The sequence below is a fragment of the Mycobacterium sp. 360MFTsu5.1 genome (assembly GCF_000383495.1).
GTDB classification, from domain to species: domain Bacteria; phylum Actinomycetota; class Actinomycetes; order Mycobacteriales; family Mycobacteriaceae; genus Mycobacterium; species Mycobacterium mucogenicum_B.
In genome coordinates, this window is record NZ_KB911472.1 from 1 (window position 1) to 25366 (window position 25366).

24 protein-coding genes are annotated in these 25366 nt (G+C 66.6%); 18 read left to right on the forward strand and 6 right to left on the reverse strand.

Annotated elements, in window-relative coordinates:
• Both H289_RS32610 and H289_RS0123835 read right to left on the reverse strand, forming a co-directional pair.
• Window positions 1-221 (reverse strand): leucine zipper domain-containing protein (locus H289_RS32610; protein WP_155944247.1); only part of this gene is annotated, 221 nt, incomplete at its 3' end.
• A gap of 116 nt (window positions 222-337) precedes the next feature.
• Window positions 338-1036 (reverse strand): GntR family transcriptional regulator, encoded by a 699-nt coding sequence (locus H289_RS0123835; protein ID WP_020103354.1) that lies wholly within the window; start codon window positions 1034-1036, stop codon window positions 338-340.
• Between the two features lie 136 nt (window positions 1037-1172).
• Here H289_RS0123835 and fadD5 point away from each other — a divergent pair, with 136 nt between their 5' ends.
• The 14 genes from fadD5 to H289_RS31200 all read left to right on the forward strand — a co-directional run bounded on the left by fadD5 (window position 1173) and on the right by H289_RS31200 (window position 18820).
• Complete coding sequence (gene fadD5 / locus H289_RS31195; RefSeq protein ID WP_051128581.1) at window positions 1173-2795, forward strand: fatty-acid--CoA ligase FadD5; 1623 nt, start codon at window positions 1173-1175, stop codon at window positions 2793-2795.
• Window positions 2796-3057: 262 nt separating this feature from the next.
• Entirely contained in the window at window positions 3058-3861 is an 804-nt protein-coding gene (locus H289_RS0123845) for an MlaE family ABC transporter permease (RefSeq protein WP_020103356.1), read from the forward strand.
• A gap of 4 nt (window positions 3862-3865) precedes the next feature.
• The gene (locus H289_RS0123850) at window positions 3866-4735 is read left to right on the forward strand and encodes an MlaE family ABC transporter permease (protein WP_020103357.1); all 870 of its coding nucleotides are present in this window, start codon (window positions 3866-3868) and stop codon (window positions 4733-4735) included.
• Window positions 4736-4739: 4 nt separating this feature from the next.
• Window positions 4740-6020, forward strand: coding sequence for an MCE family protein (locus H289_RS0123855; RefSeq protein ID WP_020103358.1), 1281 nt, complete (start codon window positions 4740-4742; stop codon window positions 6018-6020).
• Window positions 6017-7048, forward strand: coding sequence for a virulence factor Mce family protein (locus H289_RS0123860; protein ID WP_020103359.1), 1032 nt, complete (start codon window positions 6017-6019; stop codon window positions 7046-7048). Before H289_RS0123855 ends, H289_RS0123860 begins: the two co-directional genes overlap by 4 nt.
• Window positions 7045-8622: an MCE family protein gene (locus H289_RS0123865; protein ID WP_029105659.1), complete on the forward strand. Its 1578-nt coding sequence runs from the start codon at window positions 7045-7047 to the stop codon at window positions 8620-8622. Before H289_RS0123860 ends, H289_RS0123865 begins: the two co-directional genes overlap by 4 nt.
• 10 nt (window positions 8623-8632) lie before the next feature.
• Window positions 8633-10252, forward strand: coding sequence for a virulence factor Mce family protein (locus H289_RS0123870; protein WP_020103361.1), 1620 nt, complete (start codon window positions 8633-8635; stop codon window positions 10250-10252).
• Window positions 10252-11439 (forward strand): virulence factor Mce family protein, encoded by a 1188-nt coding sequence (locus tag H289_RS0123875; protein ID WP_502685712.1) that lies wholly within the window; start codon window positions 10252-10254, stop codon window positions 11437-11439. Before H289_RS0123870 ends, H289_RS0123875 begins: the two co-directional genes overlap by 1 nt.
• Before the next feature lie 3 nt (window positions 11440-11442).
• Entirely contained in the window at window positions 11443-13002 is a 1560-nt protein-coding gene (locus H289_RS0123880; protein WP_020103363.1) for a virulence factor Mce family protein, read from the forward strand.
• Entirely contained in the window at window positions 12972-13607 is a 636-nt protein-coding gene (locus H289_RS0123885; protein ID WP_020103364.1) for a hypothetical protein, read from the forward strand. Before H289_RS0123880 ends, H289_RS0123885 begins: the two co-directional genes overlap by 31 nt.
• Before the next feature lie 32 nt (window positions 13608-13639).
• Entirely contained in the window at window positions 13640-14575 is a 936-nt protein-coding gene (locus tag H289_RS0123890) for an RDD family protein (RefSeq protein ID WP_029105660.1), read from the forward strand.
• Window positions 14575-15138 (forward strand): Rv1363c family protein, encoded by a 564-nt coding sequence (locus H289_RS0123895; RefSeq protein ID WP_020103366.1) that lies wholly within the window; start codon window positions 14575-14577, stop codon window positions 15136-15138. The genes H289_RS0123890 and H289_RS0123895 overlap by 1 nt, the downstream gene beginning before the upstream one ends.
• 14 nt (window positions 15139-15152) lie before the next feature.
• Window positions 15153-15956: a hypothetical protein gene (locus tag H289_RS0123900; protein ID WP_020103367.1), complete on the forward strand. Its 804-nt coding sequence runs from the start codon at window positions 15153-15155 to the stop codon at window positions 15954-15956.
• 491 nt (window positions 15957-16447) lie between these two features.
• Complete coding sequence (locus tag H289_RS31200) at window positions 16448-18820, forward strand: hypothetical protein (RefSeq protein ID WP_020103368.1); 2373 nt, start codon at window positions 16448-16450, stop codon at window positions 18818-18820.
• An 80-nt stretch (window positions 18821-18900) separates the two neighbouring features.
• Here the strand turns inward: H289_RS31200 and H289_RS33175 are convergent, their stop codons facing one another.
• The 3 genes from H289_RS33175 to H289_RS0123920 form a co-directional block, all read right to left on the reverse strand.
• Complete coding sequence (locus H289_RS33175) at window positions 18901-19491, reverse strand: hypothetical protein (RefSeq protein WP_141772281.1); 591 nt, start codon at window positions 19489-19491, stop codon at window positions 18901-18903.
• Entirely contained in the window at window positions 19491-20597 is a 1107-nt protein-coding gene (locus tag H289_RS0123915; RefSeq protein ID WP_081633528.1) for a phosphodiester glycosidase family protein, read from the reverse strand. Before H289_RS0123915 ends, H289_RS33175 begins: the two co-directional genes overlap by 1 nt.
• Window positions 20598-20767: 170 nt before the next feature.
• Window positions 20768-21526, reverse strand: coding sequence for a pirin family protein (locus tag H289_RS0123920; protein WP_020103371.1), 759 nt, complete (start codon window positions 21524-21526; stop codon window positions 20768-20770).
• Window positions 21527-21602: 76 nt separating this feature from the next.
• Between H289_RS0123920 and H289_RS0123925 the strand changes: the two genes are divergently transcribed.
• Both H289_RS0123925 and H289_RS0123930 read left to right on the forward strand, forming a co-directional pair.
• A complete protein-coding gene (locus H289_RS0123925) occupies window positions 21603-22037 on the forward strand; it encodes a MarR family winged helix-turn-helix transcriptional regulator (protein ID WP_020103372.1) in 435 nt (144 codons plus the stop codon).
• A gap of 68 nt (window positions 22038-22105) precedes the next feature.
• Complete coding sequence (locus H289_RS0123930; protein WP_020103373.1) at window positions 22106-22486, forward strand: hypothetical protein; 381 nt, start codon at window positions 22106-22108, stop codon at window positions 22484-22486.
• Between the two features lie 20 nt (window positions 22487-22506).
• Here the strand turns inward: H289_RS0123930 and H289_RS31205 are convergent, their stop codons facing one another.
• On the reverse strand, window positions 22507-23328 hold the full coding sequence (locus H289_RS31205; RefSeq protein WP_177127415.1) for a maleylpyruvate isomerase N-terminal domain-containing protein: 822 nt from the start codon (window positions 23326-23328) through the stop codon (window positions 22507-22509).
• A gap of 154 nt (window positions 23329-23482) precedes the next feature.
• On the opposite strand from H289_RS31205, the gene H289_RS0123940 reads away from it, so the two are divergent.
• A complete protein-coding gene (locus H289_RS0123940; RefSeq protein ID WP_029105664.1) occupies window positions 23483-24259 on the forward strand; it encodes an SDR family NAD(P)-dependent oxidoreductase in 777 nt (258 codons plus the stop codon).
• Window positions 24260-24453: 194 nt separating this feature from the next.
• Window positions 24454-25362, forward strand: a complete 909-nt coding sequence (locus H289_RS0123945; RefSeq protein ID WP_020103376.1) for a DUF4349 domain-containing protein — start codon at window positions 24454-24456, stop codon at window positions 25360-25362.
• Window positions 25363-25366 lie beyond the last annotated feature (4 nt).

Here is a 25366-nt window from a genome sequence, read left to right on the forward strand (position 1 = left end):
GTTCGTGTGGGTGTTCTGTTGGGGCTGTGGTGCGGTCGTGAGCTGCGATCGCTCATGCCGGCAGCGCCGAGTTCGCGGTAGCGGCCGGCCCAGCGAGCCGCCGTGCTCACCGCGACCTGGAATCGCTCGGCAGCTCGCCGCAGCGGCCAACCGTCCTCCACGACGCAGCGAGCCAGGCGCAGACGCCCGGTATCGGACAAAGGAGCATTACGGTGGGACATGAAGACCTCCGAGATGAGTTGGTGCGTTCCTCGACAGCTCGCACTTCACTCGGAGGTCTTCTTCATGTCACCACGCCACGCCGTACCTAACGTCCGTGGTCAGTACAGCTAGCCCTCTAGTCCGAAGGCCACAACCCGAGTTCGTCGAGGCGGCCGGTCAACCGTGCGGCGGCGTCGTCGAACTGACGGCGGGTCTGTCGGACGACTTCATCGAAGTCCCTGTCCCGCAACGCCGCAACCAATTCGCGGTGATTCGCGACCGTCGCCGCGCCCCACTGCGGGTCGGTGGCGTAGATGCGGACCGGCAGGTACCGGGCGGCGTGCAGCAGGAACCACGCCAGCTTGGTCCGGCCCGCGGCGCGGTTGAACTCCTTGTGGAACAGGAACTCCGCCAACGCGATCGCGTCCACGTCTCCTGTGGCGACGGCGTCGGCGAGTTCGTCGGTGAGCCGGTCGAGTTCGGCGATGGCCGGTTCGGTGATCCGCCGGGCCGCGTTCGCGGCGATCTCGGTGGCGATGGTCGCCTGCAGCCAGAAGATGTCGGCGATGTCGTCGCGGGTGAACGCGGACACCACATGGCCGCGGTTGGGTTCGAGTTCGACCATGCCCTCACCGCGCAGGGTGCGCAGCGCCTCGCGGACCGGCGTGATGCTGACGCCGAGCGCAGCCGCGGTCTCGTCGAGCCGGACGAAGGTGCCCGGCCGCAGGGTGCCCGACATGATCGCCGCCCGGAGATGGGCCGCTACCTCGTCGGACAGCTGTTCGCGCCGACGGGCCCGCTCGAGGCCGGGTCGTGGTTTCGCCGAGACGTTCACGGCAGTCCTTCTTGTCGGCGGGGTAGGGGCACCCGGCGGTTGTCCGGATGGTGTGCGCGCCCTATTGTGACGGCGGCAACACTATATTTGATCAAATATCAGCATCGTGTGTCGCGATCACTTCGACTTCACCGCGATGCCGATCGAGGCACAGGAGCAGACCGTGTCATCCGCACCACTCGAGCAGCCGTACCTGGCCCGCCGGCAGAACTGGACCACCCACCTCGCCCGGCACGCCCTCATGCAGCCGGAGGGGACCGCGCTGCGTTTCGTCGGCCAGACGGTCACCTGGGGTGAGCTGCAGCGACGCGTCACCAAGCTCGCGGGCGCACTGAGCCGTCGAGGGGTCGGCTTCGGCGACCGCGTGCTGATCCTGATGCTGAACCGCACCGAATACGTCGAGGCGTTCCTGGCCGCCAACGTGCTCGGTGCCATCGCGGTGCCGGTCAACTTCCGGATGACGCCGCCCGAAATCGCCTACCTGGTGCGCGACTGCGACCCGAAGGCCGTGATCACCGAGCAGGTGCTGGCCCCGGTCGCCACCGCGGTGCGGGAGCTGGAACCGTCGCTGGCCACCGTGATCGTCGCCGGCGGCGCCACCGAGGGGAACGTCCTGGGCTACGAGGACGTCCTCGCCGAAGACGGCGCACCACCCGCGCCCGTCGACATCCCCGAGGACTCTCCGGCGCTGATCATGTACACCTCGGGCACCACGGGGTATCCGAAGGGCGCCGTGCTGACGCACGTCAACATCATGGGCCAGGCGATGACGAACCTCTTCACGATCGCGCCGGACATCAACAACGACGTCGGCTTCATCGGCGTCCCGTTCTTCCACATCGCCGGCATCGGCAACATGATCGGTGGCCTGCTCCTGGGTCTGCCGACGGTCATCTATCCACTGGGCGCGTTCGATCCCGGCGCCCTGCTCGACGTGCTCGAGGCCGAGGGCGTCTCGTCGATCTTCCTGGTTCCGGCGCAGTGGCAGGCCGTGTGCGCGGCCCAGCAGGCGCAGCCGCGCAAGGTGGCGTTGCGCGTTCTTTCGTGGGGCGCGGCGCCCGCGTCGGACACTCTTCTGAGGGAGATGGCGTCGACGTTCCCGGGAACGCAGATCTTTGCTGCGTTCGGTCAGACCGAGATGTCACCCGTCACGTGCATGCTTCTGAGCCAGGACGCGCTGCGCAAGCTCGGGTCGGTCGGCCGGGTCATTCCGACGGTGGCCGCCCGTGTCGTCGACGACAACATGAATGACGTTCCGGTGGGCGAGGTCGGGGAGATCGTCTACCGTGCCCCGACTCTCATGGCCGGGTATTGGAACAACCCGAAGGCGACGGCCGAGGCTTTCGCGGGTGGTTGGTTCCATTCCGGTGACTTGGTTCGCCAGGACGAAGAGGGTTACATCTGGGTCGTCGATCGTAAAAAAGACATGATTATTTCCGGCGGCGAAAATATTTACTGTGCAGAAGTAGAGAACATTTTGGCCGCACATCCCGCGATAACCGAAGTCGCGGTGATCGGACGACCGCACGAAAAGTGGGGTGAGGTCCCGGTGGCCGTCATCGCCATGGCGCCGAATGGGAACGCCGGGAGCGAAAGTGCCCTGACCCTGGCGGATCTCGACGATTTTCTGACCGAACGGCTGGCGCGATACAAGCACCCGAAAGCACTGGAAATCGTCGATGCGCTGCCGCGAAATCCTTCTGGCAAGGTCCTTAAAACGGAACTCCGCGAGCGGTTCGGTGATACAAGTGTGTCGTGAGCGCGGCAAGTGACGGAGCGCTGACGAATTCGACCACCTGAGTGGAGGGCGGATGGGCCTATGTCGCGTTTGCTGAAACCGAACGCAATTATCCCTCAGTTGGGTCACGGGGTACGCGCTGTATCGGGTACTCTCCTGTGGTCCGTCTTACTACTCGGGAGTAGCGAGACGGAAATCACTCAGTTTGTGCTAGTGGCTAAGGAGGGGACGTGCCACGCGTGACGCCGCGGAACGGCCGTTTTCCGGAAGGGATGGCTGATCTGTGACAGCCTCGGACAACTCCCTGGTCGGGTATCTCAAGGACCAGCTCGACAAGCCATTCACCAAGGTGGGCGGCTTCGTCAAGATGTGCATCCTCACCTTCAAGGCGCTGGTCTCGCGGCCGTTCCAGTGGAAGGAGTTCATCCTTCAGTGCTGGTTCCTGATCCGGGTGGCGTTCCTGCCCACCTTGGCCGTCTCCATTCCTCTGACGGTGCTGATCATCTTCACACTGAACATCCTGCTCGGTGAATTCGGCGCGGCCGACGTGTCCGGCGCCGGTGCCGCCCTCGGTGCCGTCACCCAGCTGGGACCGCTGGTGACGGTGCTCGTGGTGGCCGGTGCCGGTTCGACGGCCATCTGCGCCGACCTCGGCGCCCGCACGGTGCGTGAAGAGATCGACGCCATGGAGGTGCTCGGCATCGACCCGATCGAGCGCCTGGTCGTCCCGCGTGTGGTCGCCTCCACCTTCGTGGCCTTCATGCTCAACGGCGCGGTGATCATCATCGGTCTGGTCGGTGGCTACTTCTTCGGTGTGTACATCCAGAACGTCAACGCCGGCGCCTACGTGTCGACGCTGACGCTGCTGACGGGCTTCCCCGAAGTCGTGATCTCGGTCCTCAAGGCCACGGTCTTCGGCCTGATCGCCGGCTTGGTCGGCTGCTACCGCGGACTCACCGTGGCGGGCGGCTCGAAGGGTGTGGGTACCGCGGTGAACGAAACGCTGGTGCTCTGCGTCATCGCCCTGTTCGCGGTCAACGTCGTGCTCACCACCATCGGTATCAAGTTCGGAACGCAGGCCGGGTAGCGACATGAGCACATCGACAGTTCTGCAGGGCCGGTTCCCCCGGGTCTTCTCGCGCGTCAAGGAATTCGGTGGCGCGCCGGGCCGCCTGCTCGCCAGCCTCGGCCACGTCGGGGTCTTCGTCGTGACGGCCGTCGGGCACATCCCGCACGCTCTGCGCTTCTACCGCAAAGAGGTCTTGCGCCTGATCGCCGAGGTCGGCATGGGCACCGGCGCCATGGCCGTCATCGGCGGCACCGTCGCCATCATCGGCTTCGTCACCCTGGCGGCGGGCTCGCTGATCGCCATTCAGGGTTTCGCCTCCCTGGGCAACATCGGTGTCGCCGCGTTCACCGGCTTCTTCGCCGCACTGGCGAACATCCGCGTCGTCGCACCCGTCGTCACCGGTACGGCGCTGGCCGCGACCGTCGGCGCCGGCGCCACCGCCGAGCTCGGCGCCATGCGCATCAGTGAAGAGGTCGACGCCCTCGAGGTCATGGGCGTCAAGTCCCTGTCCTTCCTGGTGTCGACCCGCCTGATCGCCGGCATGGTCGTCATCATCCCGCTGTACGCGCTCGCGATCCTGCTGTCGTTCCTGTCGGCCCAGCTGGTCACGACGCTCTTCTACGGTCAGTCGGTCGGTACGTACGAGCACTACTTCCACACATTCCTGCGCGTCGACGACGTGATGTGGTCGTTCCTCGAGGTCATCATCATGTCGATGGTGGTGCTGCTCAACCACGCGTACTTCGGCTACTACGCCAGCGGCGGTGCCGTCGGCGTGGGCGAGGCCGTGGGCCGCTCGATGCGTACGTCGCTGATCTCCAATGTCGTTGTCGTCCTGCTCTTCTCGTTGGCGCTGTACGGCACCGACCCGAACTTCAACCTGACGGTGTGACGCGATGACGAATCCACAGCCGAAGCCGCCGGTCGCCGAGGGGCAGGTCCACGCCCCGCTCAACACCGACCGCACCCCGCCGTACAAGGTCGTCGGTGTCGTCCTTGCCGTGATCTCCGCCCTCGTCCTGGTCGTGGTCTGGTTCCAGTTCCGTGGCTACTTCGACACCAAGGCCAAGCTGTACGTGGTGTCGCCCCGGTCCGGGCTGTCCATGGACCCGGGCTCGAAGGTCACCTACAACGGCGTGCCCATCGGCCGTGTGAAGGTCATCGACGTCATCGGCAAGGAAGACGACACGAAGGCACGTCTGCAGCTCGACGTCGACCCGAAGTACCTCGCGCTGCTGCCCAAGAACGTCAACACCAAGCTGCTGGCCACCACGGTCTTCGGCAGCAAGTACGTCTCGTTCACCTCGCCGACGGATCCGGAGGCCGCCCGGCTCAAGACCGGCGACACCATCGACGTCTCCAAGTGCTCGCCGCCGACGCCGGCCACGGCCTGCGTCACCACCGAGCTCAACACCCTGTTCGAGACGATCACGGCGATCTCCGAGCAGGTCGACCCGATCAAGCTCAACGCCACCCTGACCGCCGCGGCGCAGGCGCTGGACGGCCTCGGTGACAAGTTCGGGCAGTCGCTGGTCAACGGCAACGTCATCCTGGCCGATCTGAACCAGCGGATGCCGACCATCCGGCACGACACCAAGGCCCTCGCCGATCTGTCCGAGGTGTACTCGAAGGCCTCGCCGGATCTGTGGGACGGTCTGAAGAACGCGGTGACCACCGAGCGCACCCTGAACGACCAGCGCGGCACCATCGACCAGGCCCTCATGTCGGCCGTCGGCCTCGGCAACACCGGTGGTGACATCCTCGAGCGGGGCGGCCCCTACCTGGTCCGCGGCGCCGAGGACCTGCTGCCGACGTCCCGGGTGCTCGACAAGTACGCCCCTGAGCTCGACTGCCTGTTCCGCGGATTCGCCGCCGGTGCGCCGGCCGCGGCCAAGGGCCTCGGCGGCAACGGCTACTCGCTGGTGACCCACACCGAGCTCGTCGGTGCGGCCAACCAGTACGTGTACCCGGACAACCTCCCACGGATCAACGCCTCCGGCGGTCCGATGGGACGCCCGGGCTGCTGGACGGTCACCAAGGACATCCTCCCGATGCCCTACATGGTGATGGACACCGGCGCGTCGATCGCGCCGTACAACCACTTCGGTCTCGGATCGCCGTTCGCATCGGAGTACGTCTGGGGTCGTCAAGACGGGGAGAACACGATCAACCCATGAGCATCAAGGGCACGGCGTTCAAACTCGCCATCTTCTCCGCGGTCCTGCTGGCCTTCACAGCAGGCATCTTCATCGTCTTCGGGCAGTTCCGGTTCAGCCGGACCAACGAGTTCTCGGCGATCTTCACCAACAGCAGCGGTTTGAAGGCCGACCAGTTCGTGCGCGCCAACGGCGTCGAGGTCGGCAAGGTCACCGGGGTCGAGCTCATCGACGGTGGCAGCAAATCGAAGGTGCACTTCACCGTCGACAAGTCCCTGTCGCTGTACCAGGGGACCACGGCACACATCCGCTACCTGGATCTGATCGGTAACCGGTTCCTGGACCTGCGCCGCGGTGACAGCAACCAGGTGCTGCCCCCGGGCGGCACCATCCCGGTCGACCGCACCGAGCCGGCCCTGGACCTGGATGCCCTGGTGGGCGGTTTCCGGCCCCTGTTCCGGTCGCTGGATCCGCAGAAGGTCAACACCATCGCCTCGTCGCTCATCACGATCTTCCAGGGCGAGGGCGGCACCATCAACAACATCCTCGATCAGACCGCGTCGTTCTCGTCGACCATCGGCGAGCAGGACCAGGCGATCGGTGAGGTGATCAAGAACCTCAACACGGTGCTCGACACCACGGTCAAGCACCAGCAGCAGTTCGACGACACCATCAAGAACTTCGAGTCCCTGGTCACCGGGCTGAAGAAGCGCTCCGATCCGATCGCGGACTCGGTGGCGAACATCAGCAACGCGGCCGGCTCGCTCGCCGACCTGCTGGGCGACAACCGCGAACTGCTGCACAGCACGCTCGGCTACCTCGAGACCACGCAGCAGTCGCTGGTCGATCAGAAGGAACAGCTCAACGACACGTTGCAGAAGGTGCCTCAGGCGCTGAAAATCCTGGGTCGTTCCGGTGGTGTCTATGGCGACTTCTTCAACTTCTACGTCTGCGACATCGAGTTGAAGATGAACGGTCTGCAGCCGGGTGGCCCCGTGCGCACAGTCAAGCTCACCAACCAGCCGTCGGGAAGGTGCACGCCGAAGTGAGGTCCATAGAAGGGTCCGATCGGGTCCGCAGAGGCATGATGGGTCTGGCGGCCGTCGTGCTCGTCACGGCCGTGGGTGCGTCCGTGACCCAGGTGCCCATGCTGTTTGCTTCGCCGACGTACTACGGCCAGTTCAGCGATTCCGGCGGCCTGGTGGTCGGCGACTACGTCCGCATCGACGGTGTCAACGTCGGCACGGTCAAGAGCATGGACATCGATCGCGACAAGGTGATCATCGGCTTCGACATCGGTACCAACACGATCGGTACCGACAGCCGCGCGCTGATCAAGACCGAGACCATCCTGGGTCGCAAGGCCATCGAGATCGAGGCCAAGGGCACCCACAAGCTGGCGCCGCGCGGCACCCTGCCGTTGGGCCAGACCTCGACGCCGTACCAGATCTACGACGCGATCTTCGACGTCACCCGGGCCTCGCAGGGCTGGGACACCAAGGTCGTCAAGGAATCGCTGAACGTCCTGTCCGAGACCGTCGATCAGACGTCGCCGCACCTCACTGCCGCGCTGGAGGGCGTGCAGAAGCTGTCCGAGACCATCGGCAAGCGTGACGAGCAGGTCCGCTCGCTGCTCGGCAACGCCAACAAGATCGCCACGATCCTCGGCGACCGCAGCGGCCAGGTGAACGCGCTGCTGGTCAACGCCCAGGCGCTGCTGCACTCGTTGAACCAGCGCGGTGAGGCCATCAGCCTGCTGCTGGAGCGCGTCTCCCGGGTGTCGCACCAGCTGAAGGCGACCATCGACGAGAACCCGAACATCAACCACGTCCTGGAACAGCTCAGGACCATCGGTGACATCCTGGTCGCCCGCAAGCAGGACCTGGCGGACACCCTGGTGTCGGCGGGCAAGTTCGTGGCCTCGCTGTCGGAGGCCATCGCCTCCGGCCCGTACTTCAAGGTCATGGTCGAGAACATCCTGCCGCCGCAGCTGATGCAGCCCTTCGTGGACGCCGCGTTCAAGAAGCGTGGACTGAACCCCGAGGACTTCTGGCGCAGCGCCGGTCTGCCGGAAGCGCAGTGGCCGGACCCCAACGGCAAGCGCTTCGCCAACGGTGCGCCGCCGCCGGCTCCGCCGAAGCTCGAAGGCACACCGGAGCATCCGGGGCCTGCGGTGCCTCCCGGCTCGCCGTGCTCGTACACACCCGGACCGGGTGCCGATCCGTCGCCGGCCGATCCGCTGCCGTGCTCGCACCTCACTGTCGGTCCGTTCGGGAACAACCCGTTCGGTGGCAATTACGGGCCGCCGGACGTCGTCCCGTCGGCGCCGAACCCGGCCGGGGTTCCCACCGGACCCGGTGTGCCGTCGGCCGCCTTCCCGGGACAACCGGCTGAGAACGTGCCCGGTACGCCGGTGCCGTTGCCGCCGGCACCCGTCGGTGCCCGGACGGTTCCGCTGACGCCGCAGCCCGGTGACAGCGACATCGCGCCTGGATTCGCTCCGATTCCCGGGCCGCTGATCGCGCCGCCGGCGCCGCCGGGACCTGGTCCCAACGCCGGTCCGGCCGGTACCGCGCCGTTGCCGGGTAACCCGCCGTTCCTCCCGCCAGGGTCGCAAGGATAGGGCCGCCACGATGTCGACTGTTTTCAGCATCCGGAACATCAAGAAGCCGAACCTGTCCAAGGGGACGGTCATCGGTGGTGCCATCGCGCTCGTGGCGATCGTGCTGCTCGGTTTCTTCGGTCTGCAGCTGTACCGCAAGATCACCACCACGACGATCACGGCGTACTTCCCCGAGGTCCTCGCGCTGTATCCGGGCGACAAGGTCCTGATCATGGGCGTCGAGGTCGGGGCCATCGACACCATCGAGGCGCACGGCGACCAGATGAAGGTCGTCATGCACTACTCGAATCACTTCAAGGTGCCGCAGAACGCGTCGGCGTCGGTGCTGAACCCCAGCCTCGTCGCATCGCGCGTGATCCAGCTGTCGCCGCCGTACACCGGCGGACCGACGATGGCCGAGGGCGCCGTGATCCCGAAGGAACGCACCCAGATCCCGATCGAGTACGACGAGCTGCGCAACCAGCTGACGCGCATCCTCGCCGAGCTGGGTCCGACCAAGGAGCAACCGAAGGGCCCGTTCGGCGACATCATCGAATCGTTCGCCGACGGCTTCGAGGGCAAGGGCGCTCAGTTCAACAAGACCCTGAAGGGTCTGTCGGATGCGGTGACCACCCTGAACACCGGCCGCGGTGACTTCTTCCAGGTGATCAAGAGCCTGGCGGTGTTCGTCGACGCGCTGCACAAGAGTGACCAGCAGTTCGTCTCGCTGAACAACGACCTGGCCTCGTTCACGAACAAGTTCACCAACACCGACCAGGAGCTGGCGTCGGCGCTCAAGGACCTCAACCAGGTCATGACGACGACCAGGAGCTTCCTGGACAAGAACGGCAGCGTGCTGGCCCACGACATCAACGATGTCTCGGAGGCGACGACGGCCATCCTGCAGCCGGAGCCGCGGGACGGTCTGGAACGGGCGTTGCACGCCTACCCGAACTTCCTGGCCAACCTCGAGAACATCTACTCGCCGGCCACCGGCGGTCTGATCGCCTCCGGTGTGCTGCCGGGCGTGACCAACTTCTCGAACCCGCTGCAGTTCATCTGCAGCTCGATCCAGGCCGGCAGCCGGTTGGGCTACCAGGACTCCGCCGAACTGTGCGCGCAGTACCTGGCGCCGGTCATGGACGCGATCAAGTTCAACTACCTGCCGTTCGGTATCAACATGGCGACCACCGCCATGACGCTGCCGAAGCTGGTCACCTACTCGGAGCCGCGCCTGCAGCCCCCGGGCGGGTACAAGGACACCACCGTGCCGGGCGTGTTCTCGCCCGATACCCCGTGGTCGCACGGCCAGCACGAGCCGGGCTGGATCACCGCGCCGGGCATGCAGGGACTCAAGGTCGGACAGTCGACGCAGGACCTGCTGACGCCGGAGTCGCTGGACGAGCTCATGGGTGGCCCGGACATCATTCCGCCGACCGGTGGCGTGAACATGTCGGGTCCGCCGAACGCCTACAACGAGAGCAGCCCGCTGCCCCCGCCGTGGTACCCGCAGCCGGGACCGGTCTCGCCGCCGCGACCGGGTAACGATCCGAGCCCGATGAGTGCCATGGCACCTGGGCCCGCACCAGGACCGGCTCCGGCGCCCGCGCCGGCCGGACCCGCACTTCCTGCCGAAGTTGGAGGCCAATGATGACCGGGTCCATGGGGCCGAAGTCACCCTCGGCATCGCCGCGCCGCAGCGGATGGGCGCGTAACGCCCGGCGGGCCGGCATGTTGTCGGCAGCGGCGCTGATCCTCAGCTCCTGCGGCTGGCGCGGTATCGCGAACGTGCCGCTGCCCGGTGGTCCGGGCACGGAGGCGGGCCACTCGACGATCTACATCCAGATGCCGGAAACGTTGGGCCTCAACGCCAACAGCCGGGTCCGGGTGGCCGACGTGTTCGTCGGCCGCGTGCGTGCGATCGAGCTGAAGAACTGGGTTCCCACGCTCACCGTGGATTTGAACCCCGGCATCAACCTGCCGCGCAACGTGCAGGCCAAGATCGGCCAGACCAGCTTGCTGGGTGCCCAGCACCTCGAGTTGGACCCGCCGGCCGACCCGTCGTCGCAGCCGCTGCGCAACGGCGACACCATCGAGCTGAAGAACTCGTCGGCGTACCCGACCATCGAGCGGACGCTGGCCGGTATCTCCGGAATCCTCAACGGCGGCGGTGTGCCGAACGTCGAGAAGATCCAGTCCGAGGTCTACAACATCCTCAACGGGCGCGCGGATCAGATCAAAGAGTTCCTGCACCGGCTGGACACCTTCACCGACGAGATCAATCAGCAGCGCGACGACATCACGCGGGCCATCCGCTCCAGCGACACGTTGCTGAAGGTGGTCGCGGATCGCAACGACACCCTGGACCGGGTGCTGACCGAGACGCCGCCGCTGATCGAGCACTTCAACAAGACCCAGGATCTGTTCTCGAACGCCCTGCTGGCGCTGGGCCGGTTGTCGAAGGCCTCGGACACCACGCTGTCGAAGAGCAACGCGAACCTCCACACCAACCTGGCGACGTTGCAGCGGGCGCTCAAGCAGATCGCCAAGACGTCACCGAACCTGGTGCCGGCCATGAAGCTGCTGTTCACGCTGCCCTTCCCGATCGACAACATCCCGAAGGTCATCCGCGGCGACTACATGAACATCTCGCTGCACCTCGACCTGACGCTGAGCGCCATCGACAACGGCATCCTGACCGGCACGGGACTCTCGGGCATGGCTCGGGCTCTGGAACAGTCGTGGGGCCGTGACCCGGCGACGATGATCCCGGATGTCCGGTTCACCCCGAACCCGGCCAATGCGCCTGGCGGTCCGCGAATTGAAAGGGGGGAGTGACCGATGCTCACCCGGTTTCTGAAGATTCAGCTGATCATCTTCAGCATCGTGACCGTCGCGGCGCTGGTCGGGCTGTCCCTGGTGTACCTGAAGTTGCCGACGTACCTCGGGGTGGGCATGTACCGCCTGTACGCCGAACTGCCCAACTCGGCCGGTCTGTACAAGACCGCCAACGTCACCTACCTCGGCAACACCGTCGGCAAGGTGCTGGCCGTCGAGCCGACCGCCAAGGGCGCCCGGGTGACCATGGACGTCGACAACGGGCTGAAGATCCCCGACAACGTCGTGGCGAACGTGCACTCGGTGTCGGCGGTCGGTGAGCAGTTCATCGACCTCGTACCGCCGGAGAACCCGTCCACGAAGTACCTCTCTTCGGGCCAGACGATCACGAAGGGGTCGGTGCCCAAGGAGGTCGGCCCGGCGCTCGACGCGACGCAGAACGCGCTCCAAGCTCTGCCGAAGGAGAAGATCGGGGCGCTGCTCGACTACACCGCCGAGGCGGTCGGCGGGCTCGGCCCGTCACTGCAGCACCTCGTCGACGGCACGCAGGCGCTGGCGGGGGACTTCAAGGACAACCTCGGTTCGGTCGACAACATCATCCAGAACTCGGCGCCGATCATCGACAGCCAGGTCAAGTCCGGTGACGCCATCTCGCGGTGGGCCCGGAACCTGAATGTGCTGGCCGGCCAGTCGGCCCAGCAGGACGCGGCGCTGCGGAGCGCCATCCAGCAGGGCGCGCCGACGGCTGATCAGCTCAACGCGGTGTTCGGCGAGGTCCGGGACGCGTTGCCGCAGTCGCTGGCCAACGTCGAGATCGTGCTCGACATGTTGAAGCGCTACAACAAGGGCCTCGAGCAGGTGCTGGTGGTGCTGCCGATGGCCGGCCCGATCGTCGACTCGCTGACCGCGGTCTACGAGAAGGAACTCCCGATCAACCTGGCACTGGGCATCAACCAGCCGCCGCCGTGCCTCACCGGCTTCCTGCCGGCGTCGCAGTGGCGGTCCCCGGCGGACACGTCGACCGCGCCGCTGGAGTCGGGCCTGTACTGCAAGATCCCGAAGGACGCCCAGAACACGGTCCGCGGTTCGCGCAACCTGCCCTGTGTGGATGCACCGGCGAAACGCGCGGCAAGCCCCATGGAGTGCCGCGACAACAAGCCGTACGAGCCGCTGGGCACCAACCCGTGGTACGGCACCCCGGACCAGATCGTGAACTGCCCGGCTCCCGCGGCGCGCTGTGATCAGCCGGTCGACCCGGGCAAGGTGATCCCGGCGCCGTCGATCAACAACGGGATGAACCCGCTGCCGGCCAACATGCTGCCGCCGCCGGAGCGGGCGTCGGCGCCGTCCAGTGACCCGATCAGCGCACCGGGGCAGGGCACGGTGGAGTGCAGCGGGCAGCAACCCAACAAGTGCCTCTACACTCCGGCAGCAGGACCAGAGGCCACCTACAACCCGCAAAGCGGTCAGGTGGTCGGACCGAATGGTGTGAAGTATTCGGTCAGTAACTCGAGCAACCCAGGAGACGACGGATGGAAGGAGATGCTGGCACCAGCCAGCTGAACCCCACCGATGAGCAGGACGTCACGTCCCAGGACGTGGTGACGACAGAGCCGTCTGCCGAGGAATCGATCGAGGCGCCGGGCGTAACCGGCGAATCAGAGCGCCCCGCCCGGATCGGGCGGGGCATCGCCCTGACGGTGTGTGTGGCGCTCGTGGTGCTGGCCGCCGCGGTCGGCGCGGGTGGCTGGTTCGCGCTCAAATCGCATCGGGAGAGCCAGGCACTCGCGGCGAACGAGACGGCCGCCATCGCGGCAGCCAAGGACTGCGTCACGGCCACCCAGGCACCCGACACGTCGGCCATGATCGCCGCGCAGACGAAGATCATCGAGTGCGCCACCGGCGCGTACCAGACGCAGGCGTCGTTCATGAGCGGCATCACGCTCGAGGCGTACAAGGCCGCCAACGTGCAGGTGCAGATCTCGCAGATGCGGGCGGCCGTCGAGAAACACAATGACGACGGTTCGATCGACGTCCTGGTGGCGGTGCGCGTGAAGATCAACAACAGCGCCGAGAAGGACAAGGAAGTCGGTTACCGGATGCGGGCGCAGATGGCACCGGTGGACGGCAAGTTCAAGGTGGCCAAGCTCGACCAGGTCACCTCGTGACGGTTGGTCAGGAGACGACGAGCGCCGAGTCAGTGAGCACGGGATCCGAGTTCGAAGCGGCACCGGTGCTGGCCTCGTGGCCGGCACGGGCCGGCGCCTTCGCACTGGACGTGCTGCTGGGCGTGGCGATCATCGCCGTCATGGCCCAGCTGGGCTACGCCGCCCGGGCCGACTGGACGCTGTGGGTGTACGCCGCCGTGGCGACACTGGCCGTGGCCGCGATCCTGGTGAACCGGTGGCTGCTGCCGTCGATCACCGGATGGAGCCTGGGCCGGTCGCTGTTCGCCATCCGGGTGGAGCGGGTGCCCGCCGGCGTTCCGGCCGGCATGGGCCGATTGGTCCTGCGTGACCTCGCGCATCTGTTGGACACCGTCGCGGTGCTGCTGGGCTGGCTGTGGCCGCTGTGGGATCCGCGGCACCGCACCTTCGCAGATCTGTTGCTGCACACCGAAGTTCGCGTCGTACCGGCTCCCGAGCGGGACCCGTCGCGGCGGGCCGGGCAGGTGCTGGCGGCCGGTGCCCTGGTCTGTATCGCGGCGGTGGGGCTGAGCTACGGCGTGCAGTTCCGGCACGACCGCGCGGTCGACGAGGCGCGGCAACAGATTTCCGAGCAGGGTCCCAAGATCGTCGAGCACGTCCTGAGCTACGGCATCGACACGTATCAGAACGACTTCAAGACCGCGCAGGCGTTGGTCACCGACGGCTACCGCGACCAGCTGATCAAGCAGCAGCAGGCGGTGAGCAAGAAGCCGACGACCAACCAGTACTACGCGGTGAGCAGCGCGATCCTCAGCGCGGGCACTGATCAGGCGACGATGCTGCTTGCGCTGCAGGGACAACGTGGCGTCGACGCCAACACGCTGCGCTTCATCACCGCCACCGTGCGGGTCGACTTCGTGAAGTCGTCTGACGGCAAGTGGCAGTTGTCGAATCTGACGGTGCTCAAGAGCCCGCGGGGAGGACGCTGATGAGCCCGCGTCGCAAGATCGATGCCGCCGAGCGCTTCGTCGCCGGTGACTACTTCAAAGCTATTGCGGCGGTGCCCCGGCGCGTCACGCTGATCGTGATCGCCTGCGTCACAACGGTTTTGGTGATGTCCGCCATCGCAGCCAGCACCTACCTGCTGGTCCAGCACGAGAAGGACGTGGCGAGTCAGGCCAAGTCCGCGGCGGTACTGGGCTACGTGAAAGAGTTCATGAGGGGCTTCACCGCGGTCGACCCGTTCCACGCCAATGCCTACGTCGAGAAGATCGCGGGCCAGTCCACCGGCGATTTCGCCAAACAGTTCAAGGACAAGCACGACCAGATCCTGATGCAGGTGGCGCGCGCGCAACCGGCGGAGGGGACCGTCGAAGACGCGGGCGTGCAACGGTGGAACGACGACGGCAGCGCGGACGTGCTGATCGCGATGAAGCTGACGACGACGACGCCGGACGGCAACGCGACCGTGGAAAGCGGCTCGCGTTGGGTGGTAACGGCTACGCAGGAAGGGCAGCAGTGGAAGATCAGCCGCATGAATCCGGTGATGTGACCCCCGGGGAGTCTGTGGCCGATGCTCCGGCCGACGCCCCGCAGGGCAAGGCCGCCCGGCGCAGGCACCGGCTGCCCCGGCAGAAGGCCGCCGACGCCGCGCCTGCTGCGGATGCCGCCGGCGCTGAGGACACCGCGCCGGCTGACGAGGCCGTTGACGACGCTGCTACCGCCCCGGCCGATGAGGCCGCAGCAGCCGATGAGCAGCCGGAAGAGGCTGCCGCGCAGGAAGATTCGGACGGCGACACGGTTGACGAGGTAGCCGCGGAAGAGGCGGCTCCGGTGACGCTGGTGCCGCATCGCCCCGCCGGACGCAAGCTGTTGATCGCCGGTGTCGTGGCGGCGGCGCTGTTCGTCGGTGCGTCGGCGTTCGCGGGTGCCGCGGCGCAGCCGTATCTGGCGGATCGCGCCCTGGTCCAGAACAAGTTCCAGGTCGCCAAGATCGCTGCCGCGGCGGTGACCACGCTGTGGTCGTACTCGCCCAACGACATGGACAAGTTGGCGGACCGGTCGCAGCAGTATCTGGCCGGTGGTTTCGCCGAGGAGTACCGCAAGTTCGTCGATTCGATCGTCGCCAGCAACAAGCAGGCTCAGGTCACCAACCAGACCAAGGTGATGGGCACAGCGGTGGAAAGTATCAGTGCAAATGAGGCCACCGCGATCGTCTACACCAACTCCGTCGCGACGAGTCCGTTGACCAAGGGCATCCCCTCGCTGCGGTACCTGTCGTACCGGCTGACCTTGAAGCGTTCCGGCGCTGATTGGAAGGTCAGTCAGATGAGCGCCCTGACCAAATTGGATCTGACTCCCCAGCTGTAACGGCAGCCCGCTTTGGGCGTGTTTGCCTGAATTGACGCGCGCTACCTGTCAGCACACTGTGAATCGCCTGTCGCGGGGCGGTTGCAAATGGCGGAGGGCGCGCGGCGTACAGGCCGGCTATGGCGTGAATCACGTCTGGACCTGCAGCGGTCGCACATCACAGTGACTGTCGGCGTCAATATTTGCCGGCGTCCGGCCCCGGGTGAGAACCGCCCCGCCTCTCGACCAGCAAACAATTTTCGCGACGCGAAAATTAGCTGACTTCGTGGCGTTCAACCGTTGGCGCGAGCTCCGTTCACCTGTTTGCCAAATCTGGGAAAGGGGCAGGTCAAAGTGCGTGTTGGAGCTGCGATGCATTAATGTTACCGTCCGGTTGATAACCGATTGTGGCGGCTGAGGGGACGGGGCAAATGGCTGTTACGCATCTCGCAGGGCGGGTTCAAGCAAAGCGGGCGGCATTGCTGGGGGTGACTGCTGCAACAGTTACCGCCATGACCGTGACGGCCTCGGTGCCGAACGCGCCGGCGCCGCGCGTGGTGCCGTCGTCGCACTCGGCCGTCAACCTGTCCGCATTCACCACGCCGTTCCCGAAACCGGGCGTGCTGCCCGACATCACCTTCGGCGTCGGCAACGCCGCCTACAACCTGGCCCAGGGCGGTGTCGAGGCGCTGCTTCCGCCGCTCGTCCAGGCGCTCAGCGGCATCGGCGGTCTCAGCGGGCTCAACCTCACCAACCTGATCAACCAGCTGCCGAAGAACCTGTTGAGCCAGATCCTCGATGCGCTGCCGATCAAGCTGACGCCGCTGCTGAACGCGGCGCTGGGCCCGCTCCTCACGGGTGCCCTGGTCCCGCTGCTGAAGGGGCTGGGCATCATGGACGCCCAGGGCAACGTGACGCTGAGCGGTCTGCTGGACATTCTGGGCATTCACCTTGACAACATCCTGGACCTGAGCGACCTGAACGTTCCCGGCGTCAACATCGTCACCGCCGGTCCGGTGTTCACGCTGCTGAAGATCGCGGGCCTGGACCTCGGCTGGACCCCGGGCACCGCCAACGCCATCGCCAACGCGATCAACAACACCGAGTACCTCGATGTCGGCGCCATGGGTCTGCTGGACACCGTGCTGAGCCGAGCTGGGCAACTTCCGGTGCTGGGGCCGCTGGTCACTGCCCTGCAGCTCGCGATCGACACCGTCGGCGGTGCCATCGGCCTGGACAAGCTGGACCTGATCGACGTGCGCGTACCGATCAGCGTCGGCTTCGGACTCGGGGCGTTCTCGATGGGACAGGCGTACTCGAAGGTGCTCGCGGACCTGGCGAACCAGCCGGGCGGTGCGAATCATGCGGGCCCGGTGCTCGGCAGCCTGACCGTCCTGCCCATGATCCTGCTGAACAACCTGGGCCGCGCCAACGGCGGCCTGCTGGCGCGCTTCTACCCGATCGGCGACCTCCTGGGCATCAACCTGATCACCCCGGACGTGCACGCCGCGAACAGCGGCGGCATCCCGCTGCTGAACACCGGACTGGGCATCGGCGGCGCCAACCTGCTGCCCATCAAGGTGGACGCCACCCTCGAATACCAGCCGTTCTCGGACCTGGCCGCCTGGCCCAACCCGTTCAGCCTGGCCAACAACCTGGTCGCCGGCACGCTGCCGACCTACCTGCTGCGCGGCATCTCGACCGCGACGCTGACGAGCCAGCTGACCACCCAGCTCGGCGCACTCACCGGTGGCCTGCTGACCGGAAACCCGTTGGCCGTCAACATCTATCTGACGATCCCGACCAACACGCTGCCGTTGATGGAACCGATGTACCTCACCGGCGACGTGCTGAACATGGTCAGCTTCGGCACGCTGGGCAGCCCCATCTACAAGTTGGCGAACGCCCTCGCGCCGGCCATGACGAGCCTGGTGAATCTGGGCTACACCGACGTGGTCCGCAACGCGGACGGCACCTACAGCCGTACGCTGAACGACCCCGGCACCCCGACGCCGTTCTTCTCGTTCCCGAATGTCAACTGGCAGAAGGTGCCGGCGGACATCATGAACTCGCTGGTGGCCGGATTCAAGAAGGAATTCTTCAGCGCCAACCCGACCGATGCGCCGGACAACGCTGTCGAAGCGCTGATCAAGCTGATCACCGGCGGCAAGCTTGGCGGCTTCAACCCGCTGGGTGGCCTGGCCGGCACGGTGCAGAACCTGCTCAAGAATGTGCTGGGCACGCTGGGCGGCCTCACACAGGGCGCGACGATCAACTCGCTGGCGGCCAAGGAGGGCGTCGTCAGCTCGGCGGCCGCGACGGACATCCCGTCGACCACGCCGAAGCTGGCGCCGCTGTCGGCCAACCTCACCGGCTTCACCGGCACGAGCAAGAAGGACGGCAAGCAGGCCACCGACCAGACGGCCGGCGAGAAGGACAAGACGGCCGAGGACAAGACCGGTACCACGCCGGCCGTCGAAGATCCCAAGACCGACCCGAAGGCCGAGCCCACGGCCGAGGACACCAAGACCGACCCGAAGACCGAGACCAAGACCGACCCGAAGTCCGACACCAAGACGGGCACCGAGGACTCCTCGGGCAAGCACGCCGCGCCCGAAGGCACCCCGTCCACGCCGGACAGCGGCCAGAAGCCCAAGCACGCCGCCGACGACGCGGACGGCACGTCGACCGTGAGCAAGGACAAGAAGGACAAGAAGGCCGACAAGCCCGCGAAGGCCGACAAGGACACCAAGGCCACCAAGGCCGGCACCGACAAGTCCGAGAAGGTCACCAAGGACGTCCCGAAGACCAAGAAGCAGAAGAAGGACGGCGCCGCGAAGTCCACCGCCGCGACCGGCGGGGGCTCAGCCGCCCACGCCGGCTGACACACGGCAACAGGAACGCCCGACGTGGATTCACGTCGGGCGTTCTTTTCGGTCGGGTCAGATGGGCTGGTCGCTCTCCGTCAGTGGTACGCGACGCGTCGTCGGGGCCGCGCTTCGCCACCAAACCGGTTGCTGCCCAATGACTTTCTGGGCACAGTGGTCGGTCTCGCGCAGGTCTGACGAGCAGCGTGCCGTCGCCGCACGCCGGCGCCGCCGGCCTGACGGCCGCCATCGTGCGTGCGTCTCTCAATTCCGCGCCGCTGTCGCGCAACCGGGCCGGTGTGACTGGCTCGCAGGTGAAGAACGCTGGCCAGTAGTCGGCGGGCGGCAACGACGATGCCGACGAGCAGCCGGCCCAACAGCCAGAGACACAGGCCGAGACAGACCCCGATGCCGAGCCCGAGGCAGAAGAGCCCGAGACCGATACGGAGGCCGATCTTCAGGCCGATCCGCAGGCACGCCGGGAAGCGTTCGATCTCGAGTCCGGTGACGGGAGGTCGGTGTCGGCGCGGGATGGCGAGAAGGGCGAGCCGCACCATGGCGCGGGCAGAAAACGGACGTCCCGGTCGGGCGGGTCCGAGGTCGAGAAGGAGCCGAAAAACGTTGGCGCCAAGGCTGATCCCGGTGCCGACAGCGGCACCGGTGGCGGAGCGGCCTGCCGCCTGACGCATCAGGCGAAGCCGAGCCAGCCGGGAAGGGCGCGTTCCCTGGAGTCGCACAGCACTGCCGGGGTGTCGCAGGAACCCCGCGGGGTACCGGAACCGGCCCAGCGGCCGCCGGTGTCGCGGCGCAGCACGATGGCGGACGAGCCGCCGCCGTCCAGCAGGATGGCGGTGTCGCTGCCGAGTCCCCGGAACAGGTCCTGAATCTGGTCGGGGGTGTGGCTGCCGCCCTGGAAGATGTACATCTCGTCGCGGCTTCGGACATACGCGAGCGCGGTGCGGGCGGCGCTGGGGCCGCCGTCGTTCAGCTGGCCGGTGTCGCCGGGCGCCAGCAGGCCGATGCCGCTGACGGCGACGAACCGGGCACCCTGGTTCACCAGGTTGTTGATCGGGCCCGTCGCAGCGTTGAAATCGCTTGTGCTGCTTGGGGTGATCATGTGGGGCGCGCCATCGGATGGGATGATCATGGTGCTCAGCGCCGTCCATACCTCGTTACCGCCGGACAGGCCCTGCTTGCCCGCGTAGGGGATGGTGCCGGTGACCGCGGCGTTGGCGCGGCCCTGGCCGCGGGTGTTGTCGACGTACGCGCCGAGCGGCGAGCTGCAGCCCGTCGACGTCCACGAGCCGCCCTGCTGGCCGCGGATGTCGAAGAAGTTGGCGTTCACCGCAATGGTGGGCCGGCCCAGTGCCTGCCAGGCCTCCAGTGGGGTGAAGACTTCGGAAGCCTGCAACAGACCTTCGGCGGTACGGGCCCGGGGATCGCGTTCGCAGCGGGATTGGATGCCACGGTGGGAGTCGACGAGCAGGCGGGGATTCATGCGCTGGGACGCTGCTTTGATGACGAGCAGGTGCCCGCCGTTGCCGGACTCGTACCAGTTGCCCGCGGCGTTGAGCATCGGCGCGGGGTGATCACCGCCGAAGTTGTAGACCAGGAAGCTGCCGCGGTAGTTGGTGATGGCGTTGACCAGTAGCGAGCGCCCGTCGGCGGCCTGGGCGGCCGGCACGCCAATGGTGCCGACCAGGCCGGCGCACAAGGCCAGAAGCGTTGTGCGCCTGACGATCTTTCGCGCGCGACGGATGGTGTCGCGTCGGGTAACCGGCCCGAGAAACGACATTGTGGCCCTTCCTCCGGTCCGATACAACGACCTTCAGCGTAGCCACAGCAAACACTCTGTCAACTTTGGTCACGTCCGCATCACGGCTCGGCGACGGATGAATCACCGTGGCGGACACGGTAATTGGCCCCGCCACCGACCGGAGTCGGGGCGGGGCCGTTGGTGCTGGGTTACGAGCCGAGCAGATCGGTGTGCATTTCCCACACCAGGATCTCGGCCGGTGTTGTGGCGGTGACGCGCTGCCCGCCCGACGCCGTCAGCCGGACGGCGTCACCTTCCTGCAGCGGCCCGGCACCCTCGAGCGCCACCTCGCCGCGGGCCACGAACAGGTGTAAGTACTTCGCCGACGGCAGTTGGACGCTGTCGCCGGGCTCCAGGCGGGCGCCGTGCAGTGCCGCGTTGCGCTGGCCGATGGTGATGGCGGTGTCATTGGAGTGGCCGGGCATGCCCGAGGCGATGGTGACCAGCTTGCCGCGCAGCAGTTCGTCGTCGATCTCGAGCTGCTGGTAGCCGGGCGTCTTGCCGGACTCGTCGGGCACGACCCACATCTGCACGAAATGCACCGGCTCGCTGTGTGATTCGGCCCCGGTCAGGCGCCAGGAGTCGTTCTTCTCCGAATGCAGGATGCCGCGTCCGGCCGACATCCGTTGCGCCAGTCCGGGATAGATGACGCCCGAGTTGCCGGTCGAGTCCTGGTGCACGAGCGACCCGCGCAGCACCCAGGTGACGATCTCCATGTCGCGGTGCGGATGCGTCTCGAATCCCGAACCCGGTGCGACGCGGTCGTCGTTGTTCACCAGCAGCAGGCCGTGGTGGGTGTTGGCCGGGTCGTAGTGACCGCCGAACGAGAACGAATGCTTGGAGTCCAGCCACGAGATGCGGGTGGCGTCGCGGTCGGCGGCGCGACGGATGTCGATGGTTTCGGTCATGGCGGCCCCTGTCGTTGTCGGTGAGCTTAGGTGTCCCTACTGGACGGCACAACATAAATGATGTGTCATATATTTCATGTGGCTGACCGACGACCAACAGGAACTCTGGCGCGCGTACCTGGCCATGAGCGGCCGCTTGCAGGCGGCACTCAACCGGCAGCTGCAGCGCGATCACGGCTTGTCGCTGGCGGACTACGACGTCCTGGTCGCACTCAGTGAGCTGCCCGACTGTCGGATGGGTGAACTCGGTGCCCATCTGGGGTGGGAGCAGAGTCGGGTGTCTCACCAGTTGGCGCGCATGCGGACGCGCGGTCTGATCGAGCGGTCCGGGGCCGCCGACGATCGGCGCGCCGCCGTCGTCACGGTCACCACGGGAGGGCGGGAGGCGCTCGAGGCCGCCGCCCCCGGGCATGCCGAGTTGGTGCGCGCGACGGTGTTCGAGGGCATGAGCCGGTCGCAGGCGGACGCGTTGCGGCGGTGGACCGCGACGGTGCTCGGGAGAGTGGACTGACGGAGCGGGGGAGCCGGAGCGAATTCGCGGCTACAGTAGGGACCGTCGGGTTTGCGGGGAGGATTCACGTGAAACATTCGGTCGCCACCGTTGCGACAGCGGGCGCGTTGATCGCCGGGCTGGCATGGCTGCCCGCCCCGCAAGCGCATGCCGAACGCTGTGTGCCGCTGGACGGCACCCCGATGGTGCTCAAGCGTGAGAAGAGCGTCGGCATCGGCAAGGACCTTCAGATCAACCGGACCTACACCTACGCCGATGGCATGGTCAATTGGACCATCGAGCAGTCCGGCGGCGTCAAATACAACACCGGCTTCGGTTTTGGCGCGCGGATCAACGCCGTCTACATCCCGGAACTGAATTCGAGCGGTTCGGTCCCCGGTGCGCCCGGTGAGTACGTGAACATCGACAGCTGGCATTTCCACGAGACCGTGCTGGTCTGCCCGCAGTAGTAGCCGTTCGCGGCGTCGCATCACACTTTCACGAACAGTTGGCCGAGTTTGGCGCCGAGCCAGGGCTTGCGGCCTGCCGACAGGATCTTGCCCTGCAGAATCGACGCCCACTGGCTGGTCCGGCCATAGCCCACCAACAGGTACGCGACGGGGTCGGCTGAAATCCAGCAGTCGACGGCCCCGCCGGCCGGGCCCACGGCGGCGGATCCGTCCTCGATCGTGACGCGATAGCGGGGACCATCCCGGAATCGCAGCTCATAAGCCAGGTGCAGTCCGGCGGCCTTCTGCCGGTCGACATAGTCGGGAATCATCGCCATTACACCGGCTATAACGTGCAACGCCTCGGCTCTCGAGATCGTCCAGTCGCCCCCGACAGCGCGGGCCATATCGAGGCCGTGGAGCAGCTGCTCGCCCAGCATGGCACTGGCCATGACCGGAACGGTCATGGCCAAACCGTTGAAGGCCGGTATCGGTTCGTCAGTTGGCCGCCGGTCGGATACCGCGATGAAGTTCTCCGCTGCGCTGATCAGCAGGTCGGCGAGCCGGCGCGGATCCCGTTCCGTGAACTCCTCGAGCATGCGAGCGTTTGCGATCACCCCTCGCTCGGTTGGCGTAGCACGCGGCGGCGCGAGCGCGAGGTACTCCTGAATGTCCGTCTCCCCTGTGACAAGCCCCGCGTAGTGCTGCAAGCCGGTGACCAGATGAGCAGCGGTCTCCGCCACGGTCCAGGAGAGATTCGGGACCGGAGCGGCGGGATCGCTCACGCTGCGTACGAGTGCGGATGTCCGGGACGCTGCGGCCCGCAAGGCCTCCCGGGTCCCTGCCAGATCGATGCCGGACACGCACAGATCCTCGCACCGGGCGGACCGACGACGAGGTGTTTCAGCCGACCTCCGATTCGGCCGATTCGCCGGGTTCGATCGGCATGATGTCGACGCCGGATGAGCTTTGCGAGGTCCGTCCCGGTGAGCGGACGGCCTCGCATACGCTGTCGGCGTGGATATCAATGGAGCTAGCGCGGTCGTCACCGGCGGCGCGTCAGGAATCGGTGCGGCTGTTGCCCGTCAGTTGGCCGCCAAGGGTGCCCGGGTCGTCATTGCCGACCTCCAGGCCGAGAAGGGCGAGGCCCTCGCCAAGGAGATCGGCGGCGTTTTCGTCACCGTCGACGTCACCAACACCGAGCAGATCATCGACGCGGTCAAGACCGCCGCTGACCTCGGCCCGCTGCGTGCGCTCGTGAACTCGGCCGGTGTCGGCTGGGCCCAGCGCACCATCGGCAAGGACGGCGAGTTCGAGTCGGCGCACAACCTGGACCTGTACAAGAAGGTCCTCGACATCAACCTGGTCGGCACCTTCGACTGCATCCGCATCGCCGCCACCCAGATGAGCAAGAACGACCTCGCCGAGTCCGGTGAGCGTGGCGCCATCGTCAACATGACCAGCGTCGCGGCGTTCGACGGCCAGATCGGCCAGGCCGCGTACTCGTCGTCCAAGGGCGGCGTCGTCGGCCTGACCCTGCCGGTCGCGCGCGACCTGTCGGCAGTCGGCATCCGCGTGAACACCGTGGCCCCCGGCCTGATCGACACCCCGATCTACGGAGAGGGCGAAGCCTCGGAGGCCTTCAAGGCCAAGCTCGGCGAGTCGGTGCTGTTCCCGCACCGCCTGGGCAAGCCCGAGGAGCTGGCCTCCATGGTCATCGAGCTGATCACCAACTCGTACATGAACGCCGAGGTCGTCCGCGTCGACGGCGGCATCCGGATGCCTCCGAAGTAGTTCTTTCGCGAACAGACACGAAACTGCCCCTCGTCTTCGGATGAGGGGCAGTTTTGTTGCGGGGTCGCCCCGCGGGACTGCGCGCGCCGACCCCGCACCGAATGTGCGCAGAGATTGCGGATCCAGCCGTCTTGGCGATCTGGCTGCACATTCGCCGCCGAATTCCTGTGAATCGCTCGGTACGCTCGGATGGCATGACGCGCACGCGGTTCCGGCCGGTCGTATTTCTCGCTCTGTTGATCGCATCGTTGTGGTTGGTGGCCGGGTGCAGCGGCGGCAACTCGACGCGGCATTCCGAGTCGGCCCCGGCGGCACCGGCGCCGCTCAAGAGTGGCGCGGATTTCAAAGGCGGTGCCCCCGAGGCGCCGGCGCCGCCCGTCGAACAACCGCGGGACATCGTCAAGACCGCGTCGCTGATCCTCGTCACCGCGGACCCGACGGCGGCCGCGGACAAGGCGACCACGATCGTCGACAAAGCGGGCGGCCGCGTCGACGAGCGCTCGGACGACGCGGGGTCGACGTCCGGCCGCGCGAGCGTCCACCTGGTGCTGAGAGTGCCGGCCAACGGGCTCGACCCTGCCCTGGCGGCGCTCAAGGGGCTCGGCACCGTCCAGACGCTCGAGGTCAAGACCGACGACGTCACCGCACGTCGTGTCGACCTCGATGCCCGGATCACCGCGCTGAAGACGTCGGTGGATCGGTTGCTCGGGATCATGCGTGACTCGAAGGACCCCGATGCGTTGATCAAGGCCGAGGAGGCGTTGTCGTCGCGGCAGGCCGAGCTACAGAGCCTGCAGGCGCAGCGCGACACCCTCCGCGACCAGATCACCTACAGCTCGGTCGACGTCCAGATCACCGCCGAGCGTCGCGGCGGCCCAGCCCCGGAGCGCTATCACGGCTTCTTCGGGCAGATCGAACATGGCTGGGACACGTTGTGGGCCTTCGGTTCTCACCTCGTACTGGCGTTCGGATTCCTGCTGCCGTGGCTGATTCCACTGGCGGTCCTCGGCGGGGCGCTTTACGTCTTCGTCAAGTGGTCGGGCTCGCGTCACAAGAGCGCACCAGCCGAGCCTGTGGCGCCCGCCTCCAAAACGGAGGAGTAGCTTC

Bases quoted from the DNA above. Each gene is read 5' to 3' on its own strand.
- fadD5 (WP_051128581.1), top strand. From the start codon at position 1,173: ATGCCGATCGAGGCACAGGAGCAGACCGTGTCATCCGCACCACTCGAG.
- H289_RS0123850 (WP_020103357.1), top strand. From the start codon at position 3,866: ATGAGCACATCGACAGTTCTGCAGGGCCGGTTCCCCCGGGTCTTCTCG.
- H289_RS0123855 (WP_020103358.1), top strand. From the start codon at position 4,740: ATGACGAATCCACAGCCGAAGCCGCCGGTCGCCGAGGGGCAGGTCCAC.
- H289_RS0123860 (WP_020103359.1), top strand. From the start codon at position 6,017: ATGAGCATCAAGGGCACGGCGTTCAAACTCGCCATCTTCTCCGCGGTC.
- H289_RS0123870 (WP_020103361.1), top strand. From the start codon at position 8,633: ATGTCGACTGTTTTCAGCATCCGGAACATCAAGAAGCCGAACCTGTCC.
- H289_RS0123875 (WP_502685712.1), top strand. From the start codon at position 10,252: ATGACCGGGTCCATGGGGCCGAAGTCACCCTCGGCATCGCCGCGCCGC.
- H289_RS0123880 (WP_020103363.1), top strand. From the start codon at position 11,443: ATGCTCACCCGGTTTCTGAAGATTCAGCTGATCATCTTCAGCATCGTG.
- H289_RS0123885 (WP_020103364.1), top strand. From the start codon at position 12,972: ATGGAAGGAGATGCTGGCACCAGCCAGCTGAACCCCACCGATGAGCAG.
- H289_RS0123895 (WP_020103366.1), top strand. From the start codon at position 14,575: ATGAGCCCGCGTCGCAAGATCGATGCCGCCGAGCGCTTCGTCGCCGGT.
- H289_RS31200 (WP_020103368.1), top strand. From the start codon at position 16,448: ATGACCGTGACGGCCTCGGTGCCGAACGCGCCGGCGCCGCGCGTGGTG.
- H289_RS33175 (WP_141772281.1), bottom strand. From the start codon at position 19,491: ATGCGTCAGGCGGCAGGCCGCTCCGCCACCGGTGCCGCTGTCGGCACC.
- H289_RS0123915 (WP_081633528.1), bottom strand. From the start codon at position 20,597: ATGTCGTTTCTCGGGCCGGTTACCCGACGCGACACCATCCGTCGCGCG.
- H289_RS0123920 (WP_020103371.1), bottom strand. From the start codon at position 21,526: ATGACCGAAACCATCGACATCCGTCGCGCCGCCGACCGCGACGCCACC.
- H289_RS0123925 (WP_020103372.1), top strand. From the start codon at position 21,603: ATGTGGCTGACCGACGACCAACAGGAACTCTGGCGCGCGTACCTGGCC.
- H289_RS0123945 (WP_020103376.1), top strand. From the start codon at position 24,454: ATGACGCGCACGCGGTTCCGGCCGGTCGTATTTCTCGCTCTGTTGATC.